This window comes from Kitasatospora sp. NPDC008115, from assembly GCF_042957205.1.
GTDB lineage: Bacteria > Actinomycetota > Actinomycetes > Streptomycetales > Streptomycetaceae > Kitasatospora.
Genome location: NZ_JBIBHU010000009.1, coordinates 81,422 through 97,658 on the forward strand (window position 1 = coordinate 81,422; position 16,237 = coordinate 97,658).

Here is a 16,237-nt window from a genome sequence, read left to right on the forward strand (position 1 = left end):
CATGCCTTCCGGGCCCTCCCCCCTACTTCACGTCAGCTCCCGCTGCGTCAGAGCCCGGCACCGACGAGGGTGGTCAGGTTGACGAGGCGGTTCGAGTAGCCCCACTCGTTGTCGTACCAGCCGAAGATCTTGACCTGGTTGCCCTGGGCCATGGTCATCAGCGAGTCGAAGATCGTGGAGAACGGCGAGTTCACGATGTCGGAGGAGACGATCGGGTCCTCGGTGTACTGCAGGATGCCCTTGAGGGTGGTCTCGGAGGCCTTCTTGAAGGCCTCGTTGACCTCGGCGACGGTGACGTCGCGCTCCAGGGTGACCACGAGGTCGGTGATCGAGCCGGTCGGGACCGGGACGCGCAGCGAGGTGCCGTCCAGCTTGCCCTTGAGCTCCGGCAGGACCAGCGCGGTGGCCTTGGCGGCACCGGTCGAGGTCGGGATGATGTTGAGGGCCGCGGCGCGGGCGCGACGCAGGTCCTTGTGCGGGAAGTCCAGGGTGACCTGGTCGTTGGTGTACGCGTGCACCGTGGTCATCAGACCCTTGACGATGCCGAAGTTCTCGTTCAGCACCTTGGCCAGCGGCGCCACACAGTTGGTGGTGCAGGAGGCGTTGGAGATGACGGTGTGCTTGTCACCGTCGTACTTCTCGTCGTTGACGCCCATGACGATGGTGATGTCCTCGTCGGTGGCGGGCGCGGAGATGATGACCTTCTTGGCGCCGGCCGCGACGTGCTTCTTCGCCGCCTCGGCCTTGGTGAAGATGCCGGTCGACTCGATGACGATGTCCACGCCCAGCTCGCCCCAGGGGAGGTTGGCCGGGTCGCGCTCGGCGATGACCTTGAAGGTCTTGCCGTTGACGGTGATGCTGTCGGCGGTGTGCGACACCTCGCCCGGGAAGGTGCCCAGGATCGAGTCGTACTTGAGCAGGTGCGCCAGGGTCTTGGTGTCGGTCAGGTCGTTGACACCGACGATCTCGATGTCCGCGCCCTGGGCCTGAACCGCACGGAAGAAGTTGCGGCCGATGCGGCCGAATCCGTTGATGCCTACCCGGATCGTCACGAACCGATCTCCTCGTTAGGTACGCCGGACGCTATGCCGACGGGGTGGAATTTTGGGATGTCCCCGACCGCCTATGACCCTACCCCTCCGAGGCCGGGTAGAGCACATCAGGCGCCCGCGCAACCCCTGGCGTGGCGCGTGTTCACAACAATTCCAGGTCGTCCGGCCTTGCCCTCCCGGGCAGTTGGTCCCGGCCCCGCGCGAGGGCCCCGGCGACACCCCGTCCCACCCTCCGGACACGGCTCCGCCGGTGCCCGCGGGAAGCGGACACCGGCGGAGGGAACGACACCGGGAGCGGCGTCGTCAGTTGAGCGCCATCTCGTCGGTCAGGTTGGCCTCGGTGCTCGGCAGGCCGAGCTCGGAGGCGCGCTTGTCGGCCATCGCCAGCAGCCGGCGGATCCGCCCGGCCACCGCGTCCTTGGTCAGCGGCGGGTCGGCGAGCGCGCCCAGTTCCTCCAGCGAGGCCTGCTTGTGCTGCATCCGCAGCTGGCCGGCGGCGGCCAGGTGCTCGGGCACCTCGTCGCCGAGGATCTCCAGCGCGCGCTGCACCCGGGCGCCGGCCGCCACCGCGGCCCGGGCCGAGCGGCGCAGGTTGGCGTCGTCGAAGTTGGCCAGCCGGTTGGCGGTGGCCCGCACCTCGCGGCGCATCCGGCGCTCCTCCCAGGCCAGCACCGACTCGTGCGCGCCGAGCCGGGTGAGCAGCGCGCCGATCGCGTCGCCGTCGCGGATCACCACCCGGTCGACCCCGCGCACCTCGCGGGCCTTGGCCGGGATGCCGAGCCGGCGGGCGGCGCCGACCAGGGCGAGGGCCGCCTCCGAGCCGGGGCAGGTGATCTCCAGCGAGGACGAGCGGCCGGGTTCGGTGAGCGAGCCGTGCGCCAGGAACGCCCCGCGCCAGGCCGCCTCGGCGTCGCAGGTGGCGCCGGAGACCACGGCCGGGGGCAGACCGCGGATCGGGCGGCCGCGGCCGTCCACGAGGCCGGTCTGGCGCGCGAGCAGCTCGCCGTCCTTGACCACCCGGACCACGTACCGGCTGCCGCGCCGCAGGCCGCCGGGGGCCATCACGACCAGGTCCGAGGAGTGTCCGAAGATCTCCAGCAGATCCTTGCGCAGACGCCGCGCGGCGGCTCCGGTGTCGAGCTCCGCCTCGATCACGATCCGGCCGCTCACGATGTGCAGCCCGCCCGCGAACCGCAGGATCGCCGACACCTCCGCCTTGCGGCAGCAGGCCCGGGTGACCGGGAGCCGGCTGATCTCGTCCTTCACCGCTGGAGTCATCGCCATGGCCCGATCCTTCCATGTGTCCGGAAAATCCGGTCGTACGCCGCCGCCAAGAGCTCAGGGTCGTGTCGCGGCGTGCCGTCGGTACGGGCGACCCGGCCGAGCACCAGGGCTGCTCCCATCCGCTCGGCGGCCTTTTCCAGTCCGGCCAGGTCCGCCTGGCCGAAGGCGCCGCCGGTGACGGCGCGCTCGTCCACCAGGATCGCATCCACCGCGAGGTCGGGTGCGTGGTCGGCGATGACCTCCAGGTGACGCTGCGGGGTGAAGCCCTCGGTCTCGCCGGGCTGCGGGGCCAGGTTCAGGGTGAGCAGCCGGCGGGCGCGGGTCTCCACCAGCGCCTTGGCCAGCTCGGGCACCAGCAGGTGCGGCAGCACGCTGGTGAACCAGGAGCCGGGGCCGAGCACCACCCAGTCCGCCTCCCGGACGGCGGTGACCGCCTCCGGCACGGCGGGCGGCTCGTCCGGCAGCAGCCGGACGGACTGCACGGTGCCGGAGGTGACCGCCACGTTGGCCTGGCCGCGGACGGCGGCCAGCTCGGCCGGGAAGGCCGGGTCGTGGCCGCGCACCACCGCCTCGATGTCCAGCGGCACCGCCGACATCGGCAGCACCCGGCCCTGCACGTTGAGCAGCCGGCCGACCCAGTCCAGGGCGGCGACCGGGTCGCCGAGCTTCTCCCAGAGCGCCACGATCAGCAGGTTGCCGACGGCGTGGCCGCCCAGCTCGCCGGTGCCGGTGAAGCGCTGCTGGATCACCTCGGACCAGGTGCGGCCCCAGTCGTCGTCGCCGCAGAGCGCGGCGAGCGCCTTGCGCAGGTCGCCGGGGGGCAGCACCCCGAGCTCCTCGCGGAGCCGCCCGCTGGAGCCGCCGTCGTCGGCGACGGTGACCACGGCGGTGAGGTCGGAGGTGAGCCGGCGCAGCGCGGACAGCGAGGCGGACAGGCCCTGGCCGCCGCCGAGCGCGGTGATCCGCGGGGCCTGGTTGCTCCGGGCCGCCTGGCTGGTCCGGGGGGCCGGGTGGGGACGGGAGGGGCCGGTGCGGGCCGCCCCGGAGCGGGGCCGGCCGGTCCCGGTGGACCGGGCCGGGGCCCCACTCCGGTCGGCGGTCCTGTTCTGGAACTGCCGCCCGGGCACGTATCCCGTCACACCTACCTCGCGTTCCTGTCGCCCGCCGCCGGCCTCCGCCGGCGGCCCGGCAGGGCGCGGCGGCTACTCCCGTCCCATGTCACGGTGGACGAGCACCGTTTCCACTCCGTCGGCGATGAGACGCTTCGTCAGGCGCTCGGACATCGCGACACTGCGGTGCTTGCCACCGGTGCAGCCTACGGCAAGGGTCATGTAACGCTTCCCCTCGCGGCGATAGCCCTCGGTGACGATGCGCAGCAGCTCGGCGTAGCCGTTGAGGAACTCGTTGGCTCCGGGCTGCTGGAACACGTAGTCGGCGACGTCCGCGTCGGTGCCGGTGCGGGCCCGCAGTTCGGGCACCCAGTGCGGGTTGGGCAGGAAGCGGCAGTCCACCACGAGGTCGGCGTCGACCGGCAGGCCGTACTTGAAGCCGAAGGACATCACGGTGGCCCGCAGCTCGGGCTCGTCGTGGTCGGCGAACTGGGCGTCGAGCTTGGCGCGCAGCTGGTGGACGTTGAGGTTGGAGGTGTCGATCACCAGGTCGGCCTCGCCGCGCAGCTCGCGCAGCAGGTCGCGCTCCTGGGCGATGCCGTCGACGATCCGGCCGTCGGCCTGCAGCGGGTGCGGGCGGCGCACGCTCTCGAAGCGGCGCACCAGCGCCTCGTCGGAGGAGTCCAGGAAGACGACGCGCAGCCGCACGCCGCGCTTCTCCAACTCGTCCAGCGAGGTCAGCAGGTCGTCGAAGAACTGCCGGCCGCGGACGTCCACCACGGCGCCGATCCGGGCGACGTTGCCCTGCGAGCGGGCGCCGAGGTCGACCATGGTGGGGATCAGGGCCGGCGGCAGGTTGTCCACCACGAACCAGCCCAGGTCCTCCAGGCACTTGGCGGCGGTGGAGCGGCCCGCTCCGGACATGCCGGAGATGATCACCAGCTCCGGGGTGTTCTCGCCGCCGGCCTCGGGCCTGGCGGTCCCCCCGTAATCGGACACGGTCACTTCGGTTCCCCGCTCTCGGTGGTTCTGCTGTGGAGAACGCGCGTCACGCGGGCATGCTTCCCCGTGCCACTCGGACGAGTGGCACGGGGGCACGCCGGCTGACGGGCGGCGTCGGCCGTCATTGCGTCTCCTGGATGGGTGCGGTCTCGGGCTCGGGCGCCGAGGGCGCCGGCTCGTCGGCGCCGTCCTCGATGATCTCGCCCGTGGCGGTGTTCACGGCGGGTGCGGCAGGTGTACGGGACGACAACGCCGCCGCAACGGTCTCCGCCGTCCGCCGGCCGATGCCGGGGACGGCGCAGAGTTCGTCGACGGTGGCCGCCCGGAGCTTCTTCAGCGAGCCGAAGTGCTTGAGCAGCGCTTGACGGCGAGTCTCGCCGAGCCCGGGGACGGAGTCCAGTTCTCCGGCGGTGAGTCGCTTGGAACGCTTGCCCCGCTGGTAGGTGATGGCGAAGCGGTGGGCCTCGTCGCGGACCCGCTGGAGCAGGTAGAGGCCCTCGCTGCTGCGCGGGAGCACGACCGGGTCGTCCTCGCCGGGCAGCCAGACCTCCTCCAGGCGCTTGGCCAGGCCGCACAGGGCGACGTCGTCGATGCCGAGTTCGTCCAGGGCCCGCCGGGCGGCGGCGACCTGGGGCTGTCCGCCGTCGACGACGAGCAGTTGGGGCGGGTAGGCGAAGCGCTTGGGGCGGCCGTCCTCGCCGCGGTGGCCGTCCGCGTCCGGGCCGTCGGCGTCGGTGCCCTCCGGCTCCTCGGGGACGGCCCACTCGCCGGTCTGCTCGCGCTCCTGGAGGTAGCGGCGAAAGCGGCGGCTGATCACCTCGTGCATCGAGCGGACGTCGTCCTGGCCCTCGAAGCCCTTGATCTGGAAACGGCGGTACTCGCTCTTGCGGGCCAGGCCGTCCTCGAAGACGACCATGGAGGCGACCACGTCCTCGCCCTGGAGGTGGGAGATGTCGAAGCACTCGATGCGCAGCGGGACGCTGTCGAGTTCGAGGGCGTCGGCGATCTCCTGGAGGGCGCGGCTGCGGGTGGTGAGGTCGGAGGCGCGCTTGGTCTTGTGCAGGGCGAGCGCCTGTTGGGCGTTGCGCTGCACGGTGGCCATCAGGTCCTTCTTGTCGCCGCGCTGCGGGATGCGCAGGTCGACCTGGGCGCCGCGCAGGCCGCTCAGCCAGTCGCGGACCGGCTCGACGGGGTCGGGCAGGGCGGGGACCAGCACCTCGCGGGGGACGGACTCGCTGCCGCCGCCGTAGAGCTGCTGGAGGGCGTGCTCGACCAGCCCGGCGGTGTCGACGTCCTCGACCTTGTCGGTGACCCAGCCGCGCTGGCCGCGGACCCGGCCGCCGCGGACGTGGAAGATCTGGACGGCGGCCTCCAGTTCGTCCTCGGCGACGGCGAGCAGGTCGGCGTCGGTGGCGTCGGCGAGGACGATGGCGTTCTTCTCCATGGCCCGCTTGAGCGCGCCGATGTCGTCGCGCAGCCGGGCCGCCTTCTCGTACTCCAGGCCGGCGGCGGCCTCCCGCATCTCGGTCTCCAGCCGGCGCAGGTAGTTGCCGGTGCGGCCGGCCATGAAGTCGCAGAAGTCCTCGGCGAGGGCGCGGTGCTCCTCGGCCGAGACCCGGCCGACGCAGGGCGCGGCGCACTTGCCGATGTAGCCGAGCAGGCAGGGGCGGCCGACCTGGCGGGCGCGCTTGAAGACGCCGTTGGAGCAGGTGCGGATGGGGAAGACGCGCAGCAGCAGGTCGACGGTCTCGCGGATCGCCCAGGCGTGGCCGTAGGGGCCGAAGTAGCGCACGCCCTTCTTGTGGGCGCCGCGCATCACCTGGACCCGCGGGTACTCCTCGTTGAGGGTGACGGCGAGTTCCGGATAGCTCTTGTCGTCGCGGTACTTGACGTTGAACCGGGGGTCGAACTCCTTGATCCAGGAGTACTCCAGCTGGAGCGCCTCGACCTCGGTGGCGACGACGGTCCACTCCACCGAGGCGGCGGTGGTGACCATGGTCGCGGTGCGCGGGTGCAGCCCGGCGAGGTCCTGGAAGTAGGAGGAGAGCCGGGGGCGCAGGCTCTTGGCCTTGCCGACGTAGATGACCCGCCCGTGGGCGTCTCGGAACTTGTAGACACCGGGCGAGGCGGGGATCGCACCCGGCGCCGGGCGGTAGGTGGACGGGTCAGCCATGGGTCCACCGTACCGACTCGGGCCGGGGGCGCGTGCGGGAGATCAACTGCTTCAGCGCGGGGTCACCTTGAGGTTGCCGCCCTCGACCGCGACCGTGTACTCGGGCAGCGGGGACTTGGCCGGGCCGTCCAGCACGGCGCCGTCGGTGATGCCGAACAGGCTGCTGTGACAGGGGCACTGGATCTGCTGGTTCTTGACCTGGTCGACGATGCAGCCGGCGTGGGTGCACTTGGCGCTGAACGCCTTGAACTGGCCCTCGGCGGGCTGGGTGACGACGATCTTCTTCTCGCGGTAGACGGTGCCGCCGCCGACCGGCACGGCGGACGCGGGGCCGACGTCGACCGGGGACTTGGCGGCGGATCCGGAGTCGGCGGAGGAGGACGAGGAGCAGCCGGAGAGGGCGACGGTACCGCCGGCGGCGAGGACGGCCGCGGCTCCGCAGAGCAGGGTGCGGCGGGTGGGGGCGGGGCTGTCGGGGGCCTCGGGCATGGCGTTCGCTCCTGGTCTCGCGGGGGCTCGCGGCTGCGGGCCGCCGGGAAGTCTATGCGGCCTCACGGCGACCGCCCCCGGTGAGTCCGGGGGCGGTCGCCGTCGGGCGCGGGCTACTTCTTGGCGGCCACCGCCCGCTTGCGCGGAGCCGCGGTCCTGGCGGGCGCCTTGGCCGTCTTGGCGGCCGTCGCCTTGGCCGCCGCCCTGGCCGGCTTCTTGACCGGGGCGTCGGCGAAGTCGCCCGGCAGGATGTCGCGCAGGAACTTGCCGGTGTGGCTCTCCGGGACGGCCGCGATCTCCTCGGGGGTGCCCTCGGCGACCACGGTGCCGCCGCCGGAGCCGCCCTCGGGGCCCATGTCGACGATCCAGTCGGCGGTCTTGATGACATCGAGGTTGTGCTCGATGACGATCACCGTATTGCCCTTGTCCACCAGGCCGGTGAGCACCTTGATCAGCTTGCTGATGTCCTCGAAGTGCAGACCGGTGGTGGGCTCGTCCAGCACGTAGACGGTCCGGCCGGTGGAGCGCTTCTGCAGCTCGGAGGCGAGCTTGACGCGCTGGGCCTCGCCGCCGGAGAGGGTCGGCGCGGACTGGCCGAGCCGGACGTAGCCGAGGCCGACGTCGTTGAGCGTCCGCAGGTGGCGGGCGATCGCCGGGACGGCCTCGAAGAAGCCGAGGGCCTCCTCGATCGGCATGTCCAGCACCTCGGCGATGGACTTGCCCTTGTAGTGGACCTCCAGCGTCTCCCGGTTGTACCGGGCGCCGTGGCAGACCTCGCACGGCACGTAGACGTCCGGCAGGAAGTTCATCTCGATCTTGATGGTGCCGTCGCCGGAGCAGTTCTCGCAGCGGCCGCCCTTGACGTTGAACGAGAACCGGCCGGGCAGGTAGCCGCGGACCTTGGCCTCCTGGGTCTCCGCGAACAGCCGCCGGACGTGGTCGAACACGCCGGTGTAGGTGGCCGGGTTGGAGCGCGGGGTGCGGCCGATCGGCGACTGGTCGACGTGCACCACCTTGTCCACCAGGTCGGTGCCGGTGATCCGGGTGTGCCGGCCGGGCACCGTGCGGGCGCCGTTCAGCTCCCGGGCGAGGTGGGTGTAGAGGATGTCGTTGACCAGGGTGGACTTGCCCGAGCCGGAGACACCGGTGATCGCGGTGAAGGTGCCGAGCGGGAAGCCGACCGTGACGTCCTTGAGGTTGTGCTCGCGGGCGCCGTGCACGGTGAGCTGGCGCTTCCTGTCCCGCCCGCGCCGGGTGTCCGGGATCGGGATGGAGCGCTTGCCGGAGAGGTACTGGCCGGTCAGCGACTCCTTGTTGCCGAGCAGCTGCTTCAGCGAGCCGGAGTGCACCACCTTGCCGCCGTGCTCGCCGGCGCCGGGGCCAATGTCGACCACCCAGTCGGCCATCTTGATGGTGTCCTCGTCGTGCTCGACGACGATCAGCGTGTTGCCGATGTCGCGCAGCCGCACGAGGGTCTCGATCAGCCGGTGGTTGTCGCGCTGGTGCAGGCCGATGGACGGCTCGTCCAGCACGTAGAGCACGCCGACCAGGCCGGAGCCGATCTGGGTGGCGAGCCGGATGCGCTGGGCCTCGCCGCCGGAGAGGGTGCCGGCCGCGCGGTCCAGCGAGAGGTAGTCCAGGCCGACGTCGACCAGGAAGCGCAGCCGCTCGTTGACCTCCTTGAGGACCCGCTCGGCGATCTGCTTGTCCCGGGCGTTGAGCTTCATCGCGCCGAGGAAGTCCGAGCAGTCGCTGATCGACATCGAGGAGACGTCGGCGATCGAGCGGCCCTCGACGGTGACCGCGAGCACCACCGGCTTGAGCCTGGTGCCCCGGCAGGTCGGGCAGGGCACCTCGCGCATGTAGCCCTCGAAGCGCTCGCGGCTGGAGTCGCTCTCGGCCTCCTGGTGGCGGCGCTGGATGAACGGCACCGCGCCCTCGAAGCCGGTGCTGTAGGAGCGGTCGCGCCCGTACCGGTTGCGGTAGCGGACCTGCACCTGGTGCTTGTGGCCGTGCAGCAGCGCCTTCTTGGCCCGGGCCGGCAGCCCGGCCCAGGGGATGTCGGTGCGGAAGCCCAGCTCCCCGGCCAGGGCGTCGATCAGCCGCTGGAAGTACTCCTTGGTGTGGCCGCCGGACCACGGGTGGATGGCGCCCTCGTCCAGCGAGCGCTCCTCGTCGGGCACCACCAGCTCCGGGTCCACCTCCATCCGGTTGCCGAGGCCGGAGCAGTCCGGGCAGGCGCCGAACGGCGAGTTGAAGGAGAACGAGCGCGGCTCCAGCTCCTCGAACGACACGTCGTCGTACGGGCAGTAGAGGTGCTCGGAGTACATCCGCTCGCGCTCGGGGTCGTCCTCGGGGAGGTCGACGAAGTCGAGCACGACCATGCCGCCGCTCAGCCGCAGGGCGGTCTCCACCGAGTCGGTCAGGCGGCGCTTGGCGCTCTCCTTGACGGTGAGGCGGTCGATCACCACCTCGACGGTGTGCTTCTCCTGCTTCTTCAGCTTGGGCGGCTCGGCGAGCTGGACCGTCTCGCCGTCCACCCGGGCGCGGGCGTAGCCCTTGGACTGGAGGTCGGCGAAGAGGTCGACGAACTCGCCCTTGCGCTCGCGGACCACCGGGCTGAGCACCTGGAAACGGGTGCCCTCGGCGAGTTCGAGCACCTTGTCGACGATGGCCTGCGGGGACTGCTTGGCGATCGGGCGGGAGCAGTGCGGGCAGTGCGGCTTGCCGATCCGGGCGAACAGCAGGCGGAGGTAGTCGTAGACCTCGGTGATGGTGCCGACGGTCGACCGCGGGTTGCGGTTGGTGGACTTCTGGTCGATCGAGACGGCCGGGGAGAGGCCCTCGATGAAGTCCACGTCGGGCTTGTCCATCTGGCCGAGGAACTGGCGGGCGTAGGACGACAGCGACTCGACGTAGCGGCGCTGGCCCTCGGCGAAGATGGTGTCGAAGGCGAGCGAGGACTTGCCGGAGCCGGAGAGGCCCGTGAAGACGATGAGGGAGTCGCGGGGCAGGTCGAGCGAGACGTTCTTGAGGTTGTGCTCGCGAGCACCGCGGACGATGAGGCGGTCGGCCACTGCTTCTGGCGCCTTTCTCCGGGGCGAGAGGGCTGGGAATCGAAAGGTGTACTTCTTCCAGGATGCGGCAGCCAGCCTACTAGCTCACGCGTTCGATTAACGACCATGTCCAGCCGGGTCCACCCGAACGAGTGAGGACGGTCCGCGAAGCCTTGACGCGCGGTCCGAAAAGCCCCTGCTCAGGAGCGAGCAACGGCGGTAGCGTCGTCCCCGGCGTCACCCCTTCAACGAGCGGAGCCCCACGCGGGCAACGCGCCGACCCTCCTGGAAGGCCGATCCGATGACCGACCCGCAGTCCGCCACCACCGCCGCCACCACCGCCGCCGCCCGCGCCGCGCACTACCTCGCGCTGGTCGAGGAGAGCACCCGCCACCTGCTGCACAGCGCCGCCGAGCTCAAGCCCGACGCGGTCGCCGAGCCCTCCGCGCTGCCCGGCTGGACCCGCGGCCACGTCCTGGCCCACCTCGCCCGCAACGCCGACTCCCTGGTCAACCTGCTGGACGGCGCCCGCACCGGCACCGACATCCCGCAGTACGCGAGCCCGGACGCCCGCAACCAGGACATCGAGGAGGGCGCGCCCCGCCCGGCGGACGTCCAGCTCGCCGACCTGCGCGCCACCGACGAGCGGTTCACCGCGGCCGCCGCCCTGCTGCCCGCCGAGGCCTGGGCCGCCGAGGTCCGGCACAGCAGCGGCCTGGTCTTCCCGGCCTCCGACATCCCCTGGAAGCGCATGGCGGAGGTCGAGTACCACCACGTCGACCTGGGCGCCGGCTACACCCCCGCGCACTGGCCGGCCGAGTTCGCGTCCGCCGAGTTCCGCCGCCTCGGCGGCAAGCTGGCCGGCGCCGACCTGCCCGCCGTCGAACTGCTCGCCGAGGACACCGCCGAGCGCGCCGTGATCGGCACCGGCACCCCCGCCCTGACCGTCGAGGGCCCGGTCCGCGCCCTGCTCGCCTGGCTCTCGGGCCGCGCCGACGGCGACGGCCTGCGCCGCACCGCCGGCACCTCGCTGCCCGTCCTGCCCCCGCTGGGCTGAGCGGCCCGCGGGCACGGTTGTGCGCGAGGATGACCGTGAACACGTAGACCGGCGAGGGAAGGACCGGACGGATGACGTACCACGGAGCGGTCAAGGTCGGCGGGCCGCCGGACGTGCGCGAGCTGGCGCACCTGATCATCACCAAGGTGGCGGTCGGCCCGTACGACAACAACGCCTACCTGTTGCGCTGCCGGGACACCGACGAGCAGCTGCTGATCGACGCGGCGGCGGACGCGCCGGTGCTGCTGGAGACGGTCGGCGAGAGCCTGGCCACCGTGGTCACCACCCACCGGCACCGTGACCACTGGAACGCGCTGGAGGAGGTGGTCGCCGCCACCGGAGCGCGCACCGCGGCCGGCGAGCACGACGCGGAGGGCATCGACGTCCCCACCGCGCTGCCGCTCGCGGACGGCGACACCCTCGCGGTGGGCCGCTGCGCGCTGACCGTCCGGCACCTGGTCGGCCACACCCCCGGGGCGATCGTGCTGGTCTACGACGACCCGCAGGGCCACCCGCACGTGTTCACCGGCGACTGCCTCTTCCCGGGCGGGGTCGGCAACACCTGGGGCGACCGGGAGGCCTTCGCGAGCCTCTTCCGGGACGTCAACGAGAAGATCTTCGACGCCCTGCCGGACGAGGCCTGGGTCTATCCCGGCCACGGCAACGACACCACCCTCGGTGCCGAGCGCCCGCACCTGTCCGAGTGGCGCGAGCGCGGCTGGTAGCCGCCGGACGCGAAAGGGGCGGGCCCGCGACCGTTGCTCGGTCGCGGGCCCGCGTTCGTCGGACGTCCTCGTCGGACGTCCTCCGTCAGGCGTCCAGCTTCTGCTGCTCGTCCGGCTCGGCCAGGGCGGCCTTCTTGGAGGCCATCAGGCTGGTCACGGTGGTGATGGCGAGGACCACCACGATGAAGCCCAGCGAGAACGGGATGCCGATCTCCGGCACGTGCACGCCCTGCTCGTGCAGCGCGTGCAGCACCAGCTTCACGCCGATGAAGCCCAGGATCACCGACAGGCCGTACGAGAGGTGGACCAGCTTCTTCAGCAGGCCGCCGATCAGGAAGTACAGCTGGCGCAGGCCCATCAGGGCGAACGCGTTGGCGGTGAAGACGATGTACGGGTCCTGGGTCAGGCCGAAGATCGCCGGGATCGAGTCCAGCGCGAACAGGACGTCGGTGGTGCCGATCGCCAGCATGACGATCAGCATCGGGGTCATCAGCCGGCGGCCGTTCTCCCGGATGAAGAGCTTGGTGCCGTGGTACTTGTCGGTCGACGGGAAGCGCTTCTCGATCGACTTGAGGAGGCGGTTCTCCTCGAACTCCTCTTCCTCCTCGTCGGCCCGCGCCTCCTTGATCAGCTTCCACGCCGTCCAGATGAGGAAGCCGCCGAAGATGAAGAAGACCCAGGAGAACTGGGCGACCAGCGCGGCACCGCCGGCGATGAAGACCGCGCGCAGCACCAGGGCGATGATCACACCGAACATCAGCACGCGCTGCTGGTAGATCCTGGGCACCGCGAACTTGCCCATGATCAGGATGAACACGAAGAGGTTGTCGACGCTGAGCGACTTCTCGGTGATGTAGCCGGCGAAGAACTCACCCGCCGGCGTCGCGCCGGAGTGCCACCAGAGGAAACCGCCGAAGATCGCCGCCAGCACGATCCAGACGGTGGTCCAGATGCCGGCTTCCTTGATCGACACCTCGTGCGGCTTGCGGCCGCCGATGAAGAAATCGGCGGTGATCAGGGCCAACAGCACCACGATGGTGCCGACCCAGAGGCTTACGGAAACGTCCACTACTGCTCCTCCGGCAGGTAGGCGAGACAGTCATCGTCACTGCCGGAGGTCTCTTCCGCCCGTCGGGCGCGCTGCGGCGCGTCCGCGGACCAGCGCCCCGGGGCACCGCGACGGGTGCCCGTGATGACGGGGACGACTGCGTGGGAATACTCCCCTCCGCTGCAAGAAGGGTAACAGCATCCCAAAACAAAGGTAAAGAAGGTAAAGGCCCGTCAGTTCCGCGGGCCGCGAGACCGCCCTCCCGGGCCCCCGGGGGCCGCTACAGGAAGGGCTCGATGGCCGGCAGCAGGTCCTGGAAGGTCCGGCCCTTGGCCGGGGCGCCGATCGCCTGCATCTCCCAGCCGCCGCTGCCGTCCCGGAACACCTTCGCCATGATCTGGCCGGTGTGCGGGCCGCCGCCGGTCAGCTCGTAGCGGGCCAGCTCCAGCCCGGTCGACTCGTCGACCAGCCGGCAGTGGGCGTTCTGCACCTCGGCGAAGGACTGCCCGGTGTACGAGCTGACCGTGAACACCACCTGGGTGATCTGCGGCGGCACGTGCGCCAGGTCCACCAGGATCGATTCGTCGTCCTCCCCCGCCCCGGCGCCGCCCACCAGGTTGTCCCCGGTGTGCCGCACGGAGCCGTCGGAGCTCTCCAGGTGCTGGAAGAACACCACGTCGGAGGGGGTCCGGTCGGCGTAGAGCAGCGCCGAGGCGTCCAGGTCGATCTGTCGCGTCCGACTGCCGAACAGGCCCCGCCGGGGCGCCGCCCGCCAGCCGAGGCCCATCCGGACCACGGTCAGCGTCTCCCCCGGCCCCTTCTGCAGACTGACCCGCTGGCCCTTGGCAAGGTTCACCGACACGGCGCATGCCCTCTCTGCCCGGCCGCGCGGGAGGCCCGCGCCGGCACCACGGTGGAACACCCCGTTGCCGTCCCCCGGCTGAGGCCCCCTCTTTCCGGCCGCCCTGTCCCCGAGCGGCTCGCAATCCAGCCTAGGCCCTGCGGTGGAACGCTCTGCCCGCCCTGTACCCGTTTGTGGCAGCCCTGAGACACCGCCGGGCTTGACCGGGAACGGAACCGGCCACGCGCCCGGCGGGGGTGCTCTCCGGGGCCCGCTACGCGATACCGGCCTCGCGCATCTGGCGCAGCTCCTTCTTCAGCTCCTTGACCTCGTCGCGCAGCCGGGCCGCCACCTCGAACTGCAGGTCCACCGCGGCGGCGTGCATCCGGTCCGTCATCGACTGGATCAGCTCGGCCAGCTCGGCCGCCGGCAGCGACTTCGCCGGCTTGCGCTCGGCGCCGAGCGCCGGCACCGGCGCCTTGCCGCCCTTCGCGCCGCCCGCGCCCCGGTAGCCGGAGGACAGCAGCTCGCCGGTGTCCACGTCCTCGCGGGCGAGGGTGTCCAGGATGTCGCCGATCTTCTTGCGCAGCGGCTGCGGGTCGATCCCGTGCTTCTTGTTGTACGCCTGCTGGACGGCCCGGCGGCGGTTGGTCTCGTCGATGGCCTTCTCCATCGCCGGGGTGATCCGGTCCGCGTACATGTGGACCTCGCCGGAGACGTTGCGGGCCGCGCGGCCGATGGTCTGGATCAGCGAGGTGCCGGAGCGCAGGAAGCCCTCCTTGTCCGCGTCCAGGATCGCCACCAGCGAGACCTCCGGGAGGTCCAGGCCCTCGCGGAGCAGGTTGATGCCGACCAGCACGTCGTACTCGCCCGCCCGCAGCTCGCGCAGCAGCTCCACGCGGCGCAGCGTGTCGATGTCGCTGTGCAGGTACCGCACCCGGATGTCCAGGCCGAGCATGTAGTCGGTGAGGTCCTCGGCCATCTTCTTGGTGAGCGTGGTGACCAGGACGCGCTCGTCCTTCTCCACCCGCTTGCGGACCTCGTGGACCAGGTCGTCGATCTGGCCCTCGGTCGGCTTGACGATCACCTCGGGGTCGATCAGGCCGGTCGGGCGGATGATCTGCTCGACCTGGCCGTCGCCCCGCGACAGCTCGTACGCGCCGGGGGTCGCCGACAGGTAGACGGTCTGGTCGACCCGCTCCAGGAACTCCTCCCACTTCAGCGGGCGGTTGTCCATCGCGGACGGCAGCCGGAAGCCGTGCTCGACCAGGGTGCGCTTGCGCGAGGCGTCGCCCTCGTACATCGCGCCGATCTGCGGGACGGTGACGTGCGACTCGTCGATGACCAGGAGGAAGTCCTCCGGGAAGTAGTCGAGCAGGGTGTTCGGCGCGGAGCCGGGCTCGCGGCCGTCGAAGTGCATGGAGTAGTTCTCCACGCCGGAGCAGGTGCCGATCTGGCGGAGCATCTCCAGGTCGTAGGTGGTGCGCATGCGCAGCCGCTGGGCCTCCAGCAGCTTGCCCTGCTTCTCCATCCGGGCGAGGGTCTCCTCCAGCTCCTTCTCGATGCCGTTGACCGCGCGCTCCATCCGCTCCGGGCCCGCCACGTAGTGCGAGGCCGGGAAGACGTAAACCGAGTCGTCCTGGCTGATGATCTCGCCGGTGAGCGGGTGCAGCGTGTACAGCGCCTCGATCTCGTCGCCGAACATCTCGATCCGGACGGCGAGCTCCTCGTAGACCGGGAAGATCTCGATGGTGTCGCCGCGCACCCGGAAGGTGCCGCGGGTGAAGGCGAGGTCGTTGCGGGTGTACTGGATGTCGACGAAGCGCCGGAGCAGGACGTCCCGGTCGATCTCCTCCCCGACCTTCAGCCGCACCATCCGGTCCACGTACTCCTGCGGCGTGCCGAGGCCGTAGATGCAGGAGACGGACGCGACCACGACCACGTCGCGCCGGGTGAGCAGCGAGTTGGTCGCCGAGTGGCGCAGCCGCTCGACCTCCTCGTTGATCGAGGAGTCCTTCTCGATGTAGGTGTCCGTCTGCGGGACGTACGCCTCGGGCTGGTAGTAGTCGTAGTACGAGACGAAGTACTCGACCGCGTTGTTCGGCAGCAGCTCGCGGAACTCGTTCGCCAGCTGCGCGGCCAGCGTCTTGTTCGGCGCCATCACCAGGGTGGGCCGCTGCAGCTTCTCGATCATCCAGGCCGTGGTGGCCGACTTGCCGGTACCGGTGGCACCGAGCAGGACGACGTCCTTCTCCCCGCCCCGGATCCGCCGCTCCAGCTCCGCGATCGCCGCCGGCTGGTCACCGTTGGGCTGGTAGGAACTGACGACCTCGAAGGGCGCCACTGACCGCTCAATACTCGTGATGGGTCGCACGCCTCCACGGTACGGCCCACCACCGAC

12 protein-coding genes are annotated in these 16,237 nt (G+C 71.1%); 2 read left to right on the forward strand and 10 right to left on the reverse strand.

Annotated elements, in window-relative coordinates:
• Nucleotides 1-47: 47 nt before the first annotated feature.
• The 7 genes from gap to uvrA form a co-directional block, all read right to left on the reverse strand.
• On the reverse strand, nucleotides 48-1,052 hold the full coding sequence (gene gap / locus ACFZBX_RS14000; protein ID WP_391533850.1) for a type I glyceraldehyde-3-phosphate dehydrogenase: 1,005 nt from the start codon (nucleotides 1,050-1,052) through the stop codon (nucleotides 48-50).
• A 303-nt stretch (nucleotides 1,053-1,355) separates the two neighbouring features.
• Nucleotides 1,356-2,336 carry a DNA-binding protein WhiA gene (gene whiA, locus ACFZBX_RS14005; RefSeq protein WP_209411690.1) on the reverse strand — a complete coding sequence of 327 codons (981 nt, stop codon included), beginning with the start codon at nucleotides 2,334-2,336 and terminating at the stop codon, nucleotides 1,356-1,358.
• Nucleotides 2,327-3,475: a uridine diphosphate-N-acetylglucosamine-binding protein YvcK gene (gene yvcK, locus ACFZBX_RS14010; RefSeq protein WP_391533852.1), complete on the reverse strand. Its 1,149-nt coding sequence runs from the start codon at nucleotides 3,473-3,475 to the stop codon at nucleotides 2,327-2,329. Before yvcK ends, whiA begins: the two co-directional genes overlap by 10 nt.
• Nucleotides 3,476-3,538: 63 nt before the next feature.
• Nucleotides 3,539-4,450 carry an RNase adapter RapZ gene (rapZ, locus tag ACFZBX_RS14015; RefSeq protein WP_344324851.1) on the reverse strand — a complete coding sequence of 304 codons (912 nt, stop codon included), beginning with the start codon at nucleotides 4,448-4,450 and terminating at the stop codon, nucleotides 3,539-3,541.
• Between the two features lie 118 nt (nucleotides 4,451-4,568).
• Nucleotides 4,569-6,620, reverse strand: a complete 2,052-nt coding sequence (gene uvrC / locus ACFZBX_RS14020; RefSeq protein WP_391533854.1) for an excinuclease ABC subunit UvrC — start codon at nucleotides 6,618-6,620, stop codon at nucleotides 4,569-4,571.
• A 51-nt stretch (nucleotides 6,621-6,671) separates the two neighbouring features.
• Nucleotides 6,672-7,109 carry a Rieske (2Fe-2S) protein gene (locus ACFZBX_RS14025; RefSeq protein ID WP_391533855.1) on the reverse strand — a complete coding sequence of 146 codons (438 nt, stop codon included), beginning with the start codon at nucleotides 7,107-7,109 and terminating at the stop codon, nucleotides 6,672-6,674.
• A gap of 113 nt (nucleotides 7,110-7,222) precedes the next feature.
• Nucleotides 7,223-10,186, reverse strand: coding sequence for an excinuclease ABC subunit UvrA (uvrA, locus tag ACFZBX_RS14030; protein ID WP_391533857.1), 2,964 nt, complete (start codon nucleotides 10,184-10,186; stop codon nucleotides 7,223-7,225).
• A gap of 280 nt (nucleotides 10,187-10,466) precedes the next feature.
• On the opposite strand from uvrA, the gene ACFZBX_RS14035 reads away from it, so the two are divergent.
• Both ACFZBX_RS14035 and ACFZBX_RS14040 read left to right on the forward strand, forming a co-directional pair.
• Nucleotides 10,467-11,222, forward strand: a complete 756-nt coding sequence (locus tag ACFZBX_RS14035) for a maleylpyruvate isomerase family mycothiol-dependent enzyme (RefSeq protein ID WP_391533859.1) — start codon at nucleotides 10,467-10,469, stop codon at nucleotides 11,220-11,222.
• A gap of 71 nt (nucleotides 11,223-11,293) precedes the next feature.
• A complete protein-coding gene (locus tag ACFZBX_RS14040) occupies nucleotides 11,294-11,947 on the forward strand; it encodes an MBL fold metallo-hydrolase (protein ID WP_391533860.1) in 654 nt (217 codons plus the stop codon).
• 85 nt (nucleotides 11,948-12,032) lie between these two features.
• Here ACFZBX_RS14040 and ACFZBX_RS14045 read toward each other — a convergent pair whose 3' ends face one another.
• The 3 genes from ACFZBX_RS14045 to uvrB all read right to left on the reverse strand — a co-directional run bounded on the left by ACFZBX_RS14045 (nucleotide 12,033) and on the right by uvrB (nucleotide 16,210).
• Nucleotides 12,033-13,016, reverse strand: coding sequence for a TerC family protein (locus ACFZBX_RS14045; protein WP_391533861.1), 984 nt, complete (start codon nucleotides 13,014-13,016; stop codon nucleotides 12,033-12,035).
• Nucleotides 13,017-13,275: 259 nt separating this feature from the next.
• Nucleotides 13,276-13,857, reverse strand: coding sequence for a TerD family protein (locus tag ACFZBX_RS14050; protein ID WP_391533863.1), 582 nt, complete (start codon nucleotides 13,855-13,857; stop codon nucleotides 13,276-13,278).
• A gap of 253 nt (nucleotides 13,858-14,110) precedes the next feature.
• Nucleotides 14,111-16,210: an excinuclease ABC subunit UvrB gene (gene uvrB / locus ACFZBX_RS14055; protein WP_391533865.1), complete on the reverse strand. Its 2,100-nt coding sequence runs from the start codon at nucleotides 16,208-16,210 to the stop codon at nucleotides 14,111-14,113.
• Between the last annotated feature and the right edge of the window lie 27 nt (nucleotides 16,211-16,237).